The organism is Rubritalea sp. (assembly GCF_051252225.1).
Classification (GTDB): domain Bacteria; phylum Verrucomicrobiota; class Verrucomicrobiia; order Verrucomicrobiales; family Akkermansiaceae; genus Rubritalea.
This window is the reverse complement of sequence record NZ_JBPOGE010000005.1, coordinates 203,745-216,928: the sequence shown is the minus strand read 5'-3', so window position 1 is coordinate 216,928 and position 13,184 is coordinate 203,745. Positions and strand designations below refer to the sequence as shown.

10 protein-coding genes are annotated in these 13,184 nt (G+C 47.6%); all 10 read left to right on the top strand.

Annotated features, from left to right (window positions below; all coding sequences use genetic code 11):
* The first annotated feature begins 11 nt into the window (after positions 1-11).
* The 10 genes from ACSHX2_RS07290 to ACSHX2_RS07245 all read left to right on the top strand — a co-directional run bounded on the left by ACSHX2_RS07290 (position 12) and on the right by ACSHX2_RS07245 (position 13,138).
* Positions 12-860 (top strand): transglutaminase family protein, encoded by an 849-nt coding sequence (locus tag ACSHX2_RS07290; protein ID WP_435692027.1) that lies wholly within the window; start codon positions 12-14, stop codon positions 858-860.
* Positions 861-1,230: 370 nt separating this feature from the next.
* Positions 1,231-3,078, top strand: coding sequence for an alpha-L-fucosidase (locus ACSHX2_RS07285; protein WP_435692025.1), 1,848 nt, complete (start codon positions 1,231-1,233; stop codon positions 3,076-3,078).
* Positions 3,079-3,253: 175 nt separating this feature from the next.
* Entirely contained in the window at positions 3,254-3,955 is a 702-nt protein-coding gene (locus ACSHX2_RS07280) for a hypothetical protein (RefSeq protein WP_435692023.1), read from the top strand.
* A 12-nt stretch (positions 3,956-3,967) separates the two neighbouring features.
* Positions 3,968-4,924 (top strand): hypothetical protein, encoded by a 957-nt coding sequence (locus tag ACSHX2_RS07275; protein WP_435692021.1) that lies wholly within the window; start codon positions 3,968-3,970, stop codon positions 4,922-4,924.
* 11 nt (positions 4,925-4,935) lie between these two features.
* Positions 4,936-6,807 carry a sulfatase gene (locus ACSHX2_RS07270; protein WP_435692020.1) on the top strand — a complete coding sequence of 624 codons (1,872 nt, stop codon included), beginning with the start codon at positions 4,936-4,938 and terminating at the stop codon, positions 6,805-6,807.
* A 129-nt stretch (positions 6,808-6,936) separates the two neighbouring features.
* On the top strand, positions 6,937-8,448 hold the full coding sequence (locus tag ACSHX2_RS07265) for a sialate O-acetylesterase (protein WP_435692018.1): 1,512 nt from the start codon (positions 6,937-6,939) through the stop codon (positions 8,446-8,448).
* A gap of 24 nt (positions 8,449-8,472) precedes the next feature.
* Positions 8,473-9,897: a glycoside hydrolase family 28 protein gene (locus ACSHX2_RS07260; RefSeq protein WP_435692016.1), complete on the top strand. Its 1,425-nt coding sequence runs from the start codon at positions 8,473-8,475 to the stop codon at positions 9,895-9,897.
* 390 nt (positions 9,898-10,287) lie between these two features.
* Positions 10,288-10,968, top strand: a complete 681-nt coding sequence (locus ACSHX2_RS07255; protein WP_435692014.1) for a hypothetical protein — start codon at positions 10,288-10,290, stop codon at positions 10,966-10,968.
* A 363-nt stretch (positions 10,969-11,331) separates the two neighbouring features.
* A complete protein-coding gene (locus ACSHX2_RS07250; protein ID WP_435692012.1) occupies positions 11,332-12,027 on the top strand; it encodes a PEP-CTERM sorting domain-containing protein in 696 nt (231 codons plus the stop codon).
* A 361-nt stretch (positions 12,028-12,388) separates the two neighbouring features.
* Positions 12,389-13,138: a PEP-CTERM sorting domain-containing protein gene (locus tag ACSHX2_RS07245; RefSeq protein ID WP_435692010.1), complete on the top strand. Its 750-nt coding sequence runs from the start codon at positions 12,389-12,391 to the stop codon at positions 13,136-13,138.
* Positions 13,139-13,184 lie beyond the last annotated feature (46 nt).

Sequence of the window (13,184 nt, the reverse complement as noted above, 5' to 3'; positions counted from 1 at the left end):
CCGTCCGTACGATGCTATTTAAAGTTCATCACAGGACTGAATATATCTATTCAAAACCAATCACTAATAACTCTAACGAGCTACGTCTTACTCCTCCTAGTACAGGAAGTCAGAAGTGTCTCAGTAGTTATATCAGTGTCCTGCCTGCGACTCGTCTCAGAAGCTATGTCGATCTCAATGGCAATCGCGTCCATCACTTTGAGATCCCTCGCCCGCACCAGCGTCTCACTATCGACTGCTTCTCTACCATTGAGACCCGTCCCACACTCGATATTAATGCCCTCCCTTATGGCTCCCAGCATAAAGAGCTCCCCCAATGTGCATTACTAGAAAACTGTCACCATTATTTACAGAGTAGCTCATTGGTTGAAATCACCCCTGGGACTTGGAAATGTGCTCTCGACATCCAAGACGACTCAGTTGATGTCTTCCAAACGAGCTGCTCGATCATGGAATTCATTTTTGAGAACTATAGCTACGACCCAGATTCCACCACGGTCAACACTCATGCTAATGAAGTTGTAGAGAAGCAAACTGGGGTCTGCCAGGACTTTGCCCACGCTATGACAGCCCTTTGCCGATCCATTCACATCCCTACGCGATACGTGAGTGGTTATTTTTTTGATGCCACGCATGATCGCGTGTTACGTGGCGCATCCGTCTCCCATGCCTGGATCGAAGTTTACATTCCACATGCAGGTTGGATAGGACTCGACCCCACAAATAACAAAGTAGTCGATGAAACCTACATCAAAGTGGCTACCGGACAGGATTACCACGCCGTAGCGCCAATCATTGGTAGTTACTATGGCGGTGAGCGTAGTGGCCTACTAGTCAGCGTCGAAGTCGATCGCGTTTAGATGACGCTTAATCTGTCGGAATTTAAGCCACTCTAACTGAGATTCTTTGTAGAAACATGTATCTACCACGAGATCGATCAAACTGACCGAAGCTTCAACGTATTTTCTGTTGATTCTACCTTGGTTAAGGAATTTGGCGCAACTAGCTATACAGCACAATACAAGTGAGCCCCCCTCACAAAATTGCCCAGTCAAAGTGCTTAGAAGTCCCCAAGAATCAAAGTGTCGGGGTTCTTCAACTCCATTGGCAGATTTAACGCGTATGAAAACATTGCGTGATCTTGAACGTAAGAGCTAGAATACGTGCAAGCCAATTCTGGACAGAATGGTGTAGAACTGTAAAACAGACTGCCACGACGCGAAACTTACAATGATTAAAAAAAACTTCACCATCAAGGCCTGTGCTGCGGCCTTAGCTTTACTCCACACATCTCCTTTCCTTTCTGCTGCTGAAGAAGAAAAAAGCATGGATAAAATGTGGGGCGAAAAAGAGAGCCTCAATATCGAAGCTAAACACCCAGCTCTCAAATGGTTTAAAGACGACAAATACGCCATGTTTATCCACTGGGGTCTCTACTCCGAGATGGGCGGAGTGTGGAAGGACAAAACCTACTACGGTATCGGCGAATGGATCATGCATATGGCGAATATCCCTGTCGAAGAATATAAGGGCTTCGCTAGCCAGTTTAATCCAGAAAAGTTCGACGCCACTCAGCTAGTAAAACTAGCCAAAGCGGCTGGCATGAAAACTATCGTCATCACTGCTAAGCACCATGATGGCTTCGCCTTATTTGATTCTGATGCGAGCGATTTCACCGTCACTAAGGCCACGCCCTACAAGCGCGATTTAATGAAACAACTCGCCGACGCCTGCGCAGCGGAAGGCATTCGTCTCGGCTTCTATTACTCACAAAACCAGGACTGGACCGAACCCTATGGAGGTGAATACAAAGGGAAGCGCCCAAAAGGCTACAAGCCAGCTGACTTTAACATCTACTTTGAGAAGAAGGTTATACCGCAGGTCACTGAACTCCTTACCAATTACGGAGACATTGCGATGGTCTGGTTTGACACCCCTGGCGACATGCCGAAGGAGTATAGCCAGCAACTCGTTGAGCTCGTCACGAAGCTGCAACCTGATTGCCTTATAAATAGCCGTATCGGCGGTGGTTATGGAGACTACGTTTCACTAGGTGACATGTATGTACCCCCAGTCCGTCCTAATGTTGGAGCATGGGAGACTGTCGACACAACCAACAATTCTTGGTCCTACGCATGGTATGACCAAAACTGGAAATCACCGAAAACTATCTGCGAACGCCTTGTCCGCGTAGCCGCACGTGGTGGTTCTTACATGCTCAATGTCGGACCTAAAGGAGACGGCACCATTCCTGAACAAGCAGTAGTCTCGCTAGAAGCTTCTGGAGATTGGGTCAAAGCACACAGTGAAGCAATCTACGGAACAACGGCATCCCCATTTGACCAAGGTTTCAGCTGGGGTGACATCACCACCAATGGCAACGACCTCTACCTACACGTCTTTGACTGGCCAGCAAAAGGAGCTCTCCGCCTCCCTAACCTAGGCGCTAACATCAAGTCTGCTATTATACTCGATGACGGCTCTGAAGTCGAAGTCACCGAAGACGGTTCCATTCTAGAGGTTCACCTTGGCTCCCAAGTCGGGCGTGACTTATCAATCATTCCTGTGGTGAAACTCACTCTCGACTCCCCTGCTAAAGTTACAAACCAGGCAACACAAGTCGACGGGCTCACTCCAGTCACTCTCTTAGCCGAAATGGCAACAACGGATGCCTGTAGTGAAAAAGGCTATCGTTGGATGGAAAAATTCGGTGAGTGGAAACACGACCACTTCATCCAAGGCTGGGAATCTAAAGATTCTAAAGTGACTTGGGACATCAATGTCCTAGAACCAGCTCAGTACTCTGTGACCGTAGAGTATTCCTGCGAAAATGATGCAGCAAACTCCGAATGGATTCTCTCATGCGGCGACGAGAGCATCACCTTCATCACCTTCGAGTCAGGTGCTGATTCTACAAAATCGTTCCAACCAGGCCCAGCGCGCCAACGTAATTTCAAGGTGAACCTAGGTGTCCTCGACATCCCAAAAGCGGGCCTCAACCAAATCCAAGTCACCCCACGGATACTGAAGGGCAAAGGCATTGGCATCAAAGGAATCACCCTTCAACCCTATCGCTAACAGAGAGCGCAGTTAGATTAGCTAAGAGCCTCTAACAAGCGATCACCAACACTTTCAGCCAGTCGATTTTCACAATCGTCTGGCTGTTTTCTTTTACTGTAGCCCCCCTATAAATAGTCTGAGCCATTTCCTCGAAACATCTCTTCATTTATGTTCGTATCTTCTTCCTACACCTATGAAACAAAAAAACTTAACAACATTATCTGCGCGAACATGGCAACTCTTTGCACTCAGTCTATTCGCGATTTCAGCTCATAGTCTCACCGCTAAAGAAGCCGTAGAAGAATCTAACGGCATTGTCTTTATCGAGCTCGAAGATACTGACTCTCGACTCGGCAAATGGCAGCTACACGACAGCAAACTTAAAAACTCATTCTCAGGGGAAGGTTATCTTGAATTCACTGGTAACTCACCAGCGAGTGGCTCTCCTAACTCCCCACTGAAGTACACATTTAAGATAAAAAAATCAGGTCTCTATTTCCTCCACCTCCGTTGCGCAAAGGAGAAAGTGACACTCAAAGGAAAAGAACGCGACGACGTAGCGAACGATTGTTATTTTCGAGTTGAGGGTGATTTCGAAGCTGGTCCCAAAGCCGCCGACAAACACCGCGCCCAAGCACCGCTTGAATTGCTCAAATCCGACACAAAATTTTTCGGCGGAGCTGATAACGAATTCGTCTGGGTTTCAGGTAACCGATTTGACCCCGGTGGTCACAACAACAAACGCATCGCCGTCTATGATTTTAAAGCCGGTGAAACATACAAGCTCATCATGTCTGGCCGCTCACAATCTTTCAGAGTCGATTGCCTCGCGTTCCGCCACGCTGATGTCCCAAGCAAGAAGGTCGACTCTTTAGTCAACGACACTAACAACTAGCCACATCAGCAAATGAAACACCTACTCAATTTAGGAATCCCCATCCTCCTCACCATTGCCAACATGGCAAATGGCCAAGAGAAATTTAACAAGAAGACTGATCTCTTCATCGCTCAGTTCGACAACCTACCGGACAACGATGATGTCCACTCACAAGCCGCACTCGGCAGTATTTTGTCCCACCCAAACTTTGAAGACATCAACTATTTCTGTGCTGCTGGAGCCTGGGGAAATCAATGGAACAATCGTCAATCTAGCAAATGGACTTATGTAAATTCCAATCCACTCTTCGATCTCGCCTTTGGTAAACAAGCAAAATCCACTGACTCAGACGATGCACTGAAAATAGCAAAATGGGTCGACGCACACGGACCGACAGACTCCAAAGAACGCACCGACAACTTAAATTTCGCTGCTGAAGTCATAAAAGACAAAGCCAAGCCCATCCTCACTTCTGGTGGCAAGGTCTGGGTAATGGAAGCCGGCCAATCCGACCTCACTGCGGATTGGATTGCTATGCTAATCGCCGACGGCGTTACAAATACCAAAACCAACGTCATCATCGTTCAGCACAGTATCTGGAATGAGAAAATGACCACTCCTGCTGATCTCGACTTCGTCAAAGAAAACACCCATTACGTCCAGCTCGATGACGGTAACTCTCCCTACGGAAAAGGAAGAGATCGTGGCGATGAAACACCTAACTACAAAGATGAGTCTAGTGATTTCATCATCGAAGCCGTGAGCGACTCCAACCCGAATGCCCATACCAGAAGCTTATGGAAAAAGGCACAAGAGCTTGCCGCCACCACCAACTACAAGGGGCCAATCTCCAAAGGTGGCGTCGACTTTTCTGACACAGTAGAAGGCATGTGGATCTTAGGTCTCGCCGATGAATCAGCGGAGCTCACCACTGTCCAAGATTTCTGGGATAAGTTCGTAATCAATCAAACAGCTGAGAAGCATTAAATCTAACACGCATGAATAGCTCTCTCATCTCGTCACTCTGTCTCGCTCTACTAACATCGAGCAGTCACTCAGTCCTAGCTGCAGATCGCCCTGCAGATCCAAACGTGATCCTACTATTGACCGATGACCTCGGCTGGCAAGATGTGAAATGCTATGACATCGATGCTCCATCACCGATGGAAACGCCTAACATTGATGCCCTAGCAAAGAAGGGCATCATGTTCTGGCAGGGCTATTCACCAGCTCCCACCTGCGCACCAAGTCGTTGTGCAATCATGAGTGGAAATCACCCAGCACGTGCTCAGAAAACTCACGTAGTTGGAGGAGCTCCACCCACGCCTTACCATAAAACCAACCACCGCATGATCTCTCCTTGGTACAGCGGCCGCATGCCGGAAAATGAAGTCACACTGGCAAAAGTGCTCCAGAAAAATGGCTATACCACTGGTCACTGCGGCAAATGGCACATGGCAATCAACCATAATGCCTTTCCGCAACCAGAAGACCAAGGCTTCGACTGGACGCGCCATAGCCTAGGGGTCACTAAGAAAATGAAGCCGAATCGCCTCACCGGATTTGCGACCGACAAAGAGAGCGACCCTTTCAAACTCGACGAAAATGGTTTCGTCTATGACCAGAACAACCAAGACGCACTCACCTTCGTCCGCGAGAACAAGGACAAGCCCTTCTTCCTCTATTACGCCACTTGGCTAGTCCACACTCCTATCCAAACACGCAATGAACGCTTGCTCAAAAAATACTGTGAAAAGCTCGGTGTTGCATTCCCCACAAACCCGAATGGTTGGGAAGCCGAAGGCCAGACAAACCCCTACTACTGCGCGATGGTAGAAGAACTCGACTATTACGTAGGCCGATTAGTCAACTACCTAGAACAGACCGACGATCCTAGGTGGCCGGGCCACAAACTCAGCGAAAACACCTACCTCATTTTCACCTCAGACAACGGTGGTATGGAGCAACATCCCGGCGAAACTATCACTGATAATTACCCCTTAGACCGCGGTAAAATATCTGCCATGGAAGGTGGAACGCGCGTTCCCTTGATCATTACTGGCCCTAGCATCCCAGCTGACAGGCAGTCAGACGTAATGGTCAATGGCCTCGACTTTTATCCAACCATCCTTTCGTGGACCGGCACCAAGCTCCCCGCAGGAAAAAACTTAGACGGCTGCGACCTTTCTACGCTACTCAAGCAAGATCCGACCGACCCAGCATTGGTGAAAGAAGACGATGGAAATGCGAGAGACACCATGCTCTGGCACTTCCCTAACAGCATTGCCTTGGAAAGTACGATCCGTGTTGGAGATTACAAATTAGTCAGAAATTATGACCCTAGTGGCACTCCCGATCTAGAGCTCTTCCAACTCTACCAAAGCAAGGACGGAAAGCAGCAGCGTAGCGACATTGAAGAATCAAAAAATCTAGCGGACTCTATGCCTGAAAAGGCACAAGCGATGAACCAAGATCTCAGCAAAAGACTGACTGAGATGAAAGCCCGCTACCCCTACAACAATCCCGCTACACGTCACCCGCTGCCAGGTAAAGCTAAGGTTCCAGATGTACTCTCTCATCAGCAAAATGGCGACACCGTAGCATTCACCTACCAAGAGAATGGGGCTAAGGTTCTGCGTGCTCAGCTCCTCTACACGCTCAATGGAGGGCACCGATACGAAGAATGGTTCCCTGCTACAGCTATGATGTCCCCGAACAACACTGTCACAGCAAATCTCCCGGAAGGAACCACCCACTACGTTCTCAACCTCATTGATGAAAATAACTTTTTAGTGAGCTACCCCGAGATGGTCGACACGATCACCTCAATGAAAGAGAAATACTCAGTAAAAGCTCTCTCAGCAAAATAAACTTCTACCTGAAAATTATCGAAAATAGATTGTCGCATTTCGTAAATACTTGTCGTTTGTAAGCAATTCTTACTAAAGATAATCATACAGCGGCGAAGCTTCCACCTCATCAGCTTCTCACAGCTAATCATGAACACTATCAAACAACTCACCATCATTTGCTGTATGCTGATCAGTTCAGTACTCATTCTCCATGCAGCTGAACCAGCCAAGCACCTCTTCATTCTCTCGGGACAATCGAACATGGCGGGGCTCGATCCTAAAATTTCGTTCACACCCGCTGTCGAAGCCGCATTTGGCAAAGATAATGTGACTGTTGTCCTCGACGCCCAAGGTGGCCAACCCATCCGCCGATGGTATAAAGAGTGGAAACCAGAAGTAGGAAGAGAAGTCGTGAACCAAAAGCCTTTGCTCATTGGCGATCTCTATCAGCGTCTCATGAAGTCTGTAAAATCTTCCACTAAGGGCCTAGACTACGACACTGTCACTTTCTTCTGGATGCAAGGAGAACGCGACGCGAAAGAAAGCCATGGCGAAGTCTACGCCAAAAGCCTCCAAGGCATCATCGACCAGCTAAAAAAGGATCTCAACAAAGAGGATCTCAATTTCGTCATCGGCCGGCTCAGTGATTATGATCTTGATAATAAAGTCGGTCCACACTGGACCATGGTCCGCGACGCTCAGGTGCAAGTCGCTGAATCCAGCCCAAGTGGAGCCTGGGTCAACACCGACGATCTAAACGATGGGCTCTGCAAGAAAGGTAAAATGTACAAAAACGACCTGCACTATTCAGTCGAAGGCTACAAAGAATTTGGCAAACGCCTCGCTAACGAAGCAATCCAACTGATTGAAAACGACGGTTTCCCAGTCAACGAGCAGCCAGTGATTCGTCTCTGGCCGATTGATCAAATCGGTGGAGAAGCGAACTATCTAAAGGAAAAATCGGAAGACAGAGGCGAAGGGAAAACCACCTACCGCAACGTCAAAGACCCTCATCTTGTCGTTTCACAAGTCGAGAGTAAAACTCCCACACCGGCCGTCATCTACTGCCCTGGAGGCTCCTACAAACAGGTCTCCCCCGTACAAGGCTACATTGAGTGGTTCAATAGCCTAGGCTTCACCGTATTCACCCTCAAATACACCGTTCCAAACGACCGAGAAGCCGCCTTCAGAGACATCCAGCGTGCAATGCGCTTGGTGCGTCACAATGCAAAGAAATGGAACATCGATCCTAAGCAGCTCGGTCTAGTAGGCACCTCCGCCGGCGGCCACCTCTCAGCACGCCTCAGCCAGAACTATACCGAATCTGCCTATGCCTCCATTGACGAGGCCGACTCCCAAAGCTGCGAACCACAATTCGTCTTCTTGCGTTCCGCTGCCTATTTAGCTAGTAAAAATAAAGGCTCTACAATCGCTAAAGAATTCCTCTTGAACAACAAAGTGGCTCCCACGCTCTTGCTCTATTCAAAAGACGACCACCACTTCGTCAAAGGTGGGATCGCCTACGCAGCTGCATTAGAAAAAGCTGGTTTTCCAGTTAAGCTCCTTCTCTACGAAAAAGGTGGCCACAGCATGAAAGGTGTCGACTGGCACACCGATGCAAAATCGTGGATCGACACACTTGGTCTCGATCTTAATTAATCTCCCAAAGTCCCTTCACTTAAAATGAAAACCATCGTTATAGCTCTATTTTTCCTCATGCATGCATTGCCCCTCTGTGCCTCTCCTGTTGAAGCAAAAGTTTTTAATCTAAACGGTTTTGGAGCGATTGCCGACGGAGAAACCCTCAATACCAAAGCCCTGCAGGCTGCTATCGATACATGTAGCGCAGCTGGCGGCGGTATTGTTAGAATCCCAGAGGGAGAGTACGTCATTGGCACTACCCAGCTCAAAAGCAATGTGACTCTCTCCTTAGACTACGGAGCTGAGTTGTTAGGCAGCACGGATATGAAAGATTACCCGACCAAAGATCTGCGACGCGCACGCGAGGGGCAGTCAGAAACCCTTTTCTATGCGGAAGACGCCACCAACATCCGACTTGAAGGCCTAGGCGTAATTGATGCTCGTGGCCGCCCAGAGTTTTTTAAGAAACGAGCAGGACCTAGTGGTCGAGATGACCGCCCGCGGCTCCTGCGTTTTGAGAATTGTCAGCAAGTCGCCTTCTCTGGTTTAACTTACAAGAACCCTGCATTCTGGGGAATCCACCTCATTGATTGCAAGGATGTGCATTTTAGCGCAGTCACAATACGCTTCAGGAACAATCACTATAACAATGATGGGCTCGACCTCGATGGCTGTGAAGACGTTCTCATTGAAAACTGTGATATTGAGGCCGGAGACGATGCGCTTTGTCTTAAAAGCTCGCTCAACGCCTGTAGCAACATAGTCGTACGTGGTTGTGTGATTAGCAGTAACACTGCTGCGATTAAATTCGGCACCTCTTCCCACGGAGGTTTTATCAACATTGCTATCAGCAATTGCTATATCCACGATAGTCCCATGGGGGCGATTAAGCTCCAATGCGTCGACGGTGGACGCTTGGAGAACATCAGTATTTCACGCCTAAAAATGGTAGAAGTCGGCTGCCCCATCTTTATCCGACTGGGAGATAGAGGAAGATACTACCAGAGAAACCATAATGCCGAGAAACGCCCAGTAAGTGTTCTCAAAAATATCCGCATTTCTAACATTGATGCTGAAGTCGTCATCGAAGACCGCCAAAAAGCAGCGAGCGCTCATTATAAAAAACTCAAAGTCGACCTAACAAAAGGCATCACCGAAAAAGAAAAAGCCAAAGCTGGCCCCATCATGATCACCGGCATCCCGGGCCATTACGTTGAAGATATCGTTCTAGAAAATATTTCCATTTCCTACCCCGGCCACGGCACCGCAGAAGACTCTAACAATGTCGTTCCAGAAGACATCGCACGCTACCCAGAGCAATTCTTCTTTGGCGTCCTCCCATCCTGGGGAGCCTACATTCGCCACGCCAAAAACATCACCTTTAAGAACGTTCAATTGACCAAACGTAACGAAGACGCCCGCGAGATGATCGTCCTCGACGATGTCGAAAACTTCCTCAACAAATAAAAGCCCTCCCCCCTATCGCTACCACGCGATACATACTCCGACCTTGGCCATTTCAGACCTTCGACACTCGGCCTCATAGAAGACACTTCCTGGCCACCCACACTGTCGAAAGTCAAAAAAAACCAAAGTCACCTCCACAAAGTCTGGTGACTTTGTAAAAAAGCAGCAAAATATCTAGTCAAACAACCCAAGCAAATTTCTGTCCCGTTGTGTAATTCTGTCTAGCGCCGCAGGCATCACCATTCCGTATCTTCTCACTTCTTACTTTCACTACAGCTGTCGCCTTTTACTAATCACCTTGTCGTCTGTCTTCATTGCTATAAATCAAAGAATAAGGTTACGTACATACAACATGTTCTGGTTTAATGAAAAAACACAGATAGCACCATAATGAAACCCTCCGTACTCATACCAACATTCCTTGCCAGCGCGGCACTCACTCAGGCAGAAGTCCTCGCGCATTTCACTTTTGATGGTGATTCAGCAGCCTCAAGCGACACGTCCAAGTATAGCTCCGCAACCACTTGGAATCTGAGTAAATCCGCTGAGGCTAATACTATTTCGAGAGGGGTGTCTACAGTGCACGCTAATCAAGACGTAGTTCCAGCGGGTATCAGTGCAACAAATGTAAACCCGTCTAACAAGGGTGCACAGTGGCAGCAGTTTCAATTTACTATCCAAAATCTCGCAGCAGGTGAAACACTCACACTCACTACCTTTAAGTATGATTACGGCCGCATTAAGCCATTAAATTTCGAATCCGCAATCTATTCTAACCTATCTGGCTACATGGGATCCGATGATAGTATAGGAGGCACTGCGAATGCTTCTTCGAACGGTTCTAATCCAACGAGCAAGACACTAAAACTCTCTAGCACAGAGTTCAAAGGCCTCACCAATGGCGATGTCGTGGAATTCCGTATTTACCTCAAAGATAGTTCCACAAAACTCTCTTCGCGCATCCATAAACTCGATAACATTTCTCTGGAGGGTAGAGTAGTGAGCGCTGTTGAGTCACTATCCTCAGCCCTGATTAGTTTTGGCGACAACACGCTCATTCTCCGCCGCTAGCACAGAACATTATACACCTTTTCATATGTGGAGGCCTCGTCGGGATTCGTTTCGACGGGGCTTTTTCGTTATGGCGACTTTCATACCCCACCCCAGTCTTCCGCAGATAAAAGCTATCCATTTGTGACGCGTCAGAAGGCCACCTCATCTACCATTCATTTTCCTCAATCAAGGCATTGATTACCGCATATCTCGCCTCGTTTTATAGAAATCATTAAAAATGCAGTCATGAAGTACATGTGTCGCATTTCATTAATAACCTTGTCGCCTCAAGCTATTGTAACAAATCAGAAAATAGCTACTTATAAACATAACCTTTTCTAGGTGAAGTCACACAACACAAAAAATACCAACAATATGATTATGAAATCCTCCGCAATTCTAACCGCCCTTCTCGCCAGTTCAGCACTCAGTCAAGCAGCGATAACATACTACCAAGATTTCTCAGCAACTCCTACCGATGCATCAGGGGCTATCAATCCGATCCTTTTCGATACACTCTATGATGGAACAGGCCAAAACATCACTGGAGGCAGCTCAGCCACGCAATCAACAGACGGAGATTACACCATAAACCTGGGACGTGCTACAACTGCTGCTAGCGGTAATGGATTTATATTTACTACAGGAGATGGCTTTTCTGCGCTTGACCAAGATTACACATTCACGACAGGAACTACATCGGTTGACAATCAAGGTTCAATTGTCGCAGGAACAGTATTCATCAATGCTACTTCTTTTAATGTTGGAGATGAATTCTTGAATCTTCAGTACATCCAAATTGAAGAAAATGACGCCACAGGCGAAGTCACTCTCACCATTGATTACGAAGCGTATGGAGACTTTGCTGGAGGAGGAAATGAAGGCATTTATCTTACAACTAACTTCGGTTTAGCATCAGACTTAACAGGTGTTAACATTGCCCCTGTCAATCTAGTAAACGACGCAAGCCTAGATGAAACATATACCTATACTCTTGTCGCCGCCGTCCCAGAACCATCTTCCACAGCCCTCCTCGGCCTCGGTGGCATCGCGCTCATCCTGCGCCGCCGTCGCTAGTACACACTAGGACCTACTTTTTTTCATATGTGTGCCTCGTCGGAATTCGTTCCGGCGGGGCTTTTTCTTTCCAGCCGATTTTAAAAGTTTCCACATCAGCCGTAAATAACTCACCTCAATTGTGACAGGTCCAAACACCCAAAAAAGATCAACCAAAAGCAAGGCATCCCAAGTCCGGCTAGTCGTTTTGTATAGATCCAGCACCTCACTAAACTACCAATGAGGTCCACACCCTAGATATTGTGTCGTATTTTAAAAAATATCTTGTCGCGATCCACTATTGCAGCAAATCGCAAAACGATCCTTAATTCTAAGGATTATATAACTCATTTAAAACACACAAAAACCCAACAATATGATTATGAAAACCTCCGTAATTTTAACCTCTCTTCTCGCAACCGCTGGCATCAGCCAAGCTGCACTCTACATCAATGCCGGTAGCACATCACCTACCGCAGGCATTGGTCCTAATGGTGCTGACGTAAACTATCAAGCCTACGGCACCCCCCATGAAAGCGCTACTTCTGGTGCAACCCAAACATACAATGGCACCTCATTTGCTGGCTTAGGCGGCACCTACGATGTCGGAGTGTCTTTTAGCTGGCTCGATGCAACTACTGATGCCACCAAGCAATCATTTTCTCGTACTGATACTGCTGGCTACGGCGAGTTCTGGAATACCTGGGTGGGTACTGACATCAGAACCACAAGTGGTGGTATTAATGGTGGCGACAGATTACAACTAAGCCTCACTGGTCTCGCTGCGAATACAACATATGTCTTCACCTCTTATCATTTTGATACCCACGATCAGTCAGGAACTTTCATAGTAGATCAGACACCAACAGCATCCGAGACAGCAACATCGCCGTTCGCTTTCGATGAGGCCGGTGGTGTGGGAGGCTTCACTCCAGAAACTACCAATGCTTACAGCTTTGACGTGACAAGTGATGGATCGGGTAATCTCGACATCACTTACACACAAAATTCTGGAACTTGGATTGGTATCAACGGTTTTGACCTCGTGTCTACTGCATCCGTCCCAGAACCATCCTCCACGGCTCTCCTCGGCCTTGGTGGCATCGCGCTCATCCTGCGCCGTCGTCGCTAATCTATTTCCTTTATAACATCTGTTTTAAGCATGCCTCGTTGGGATT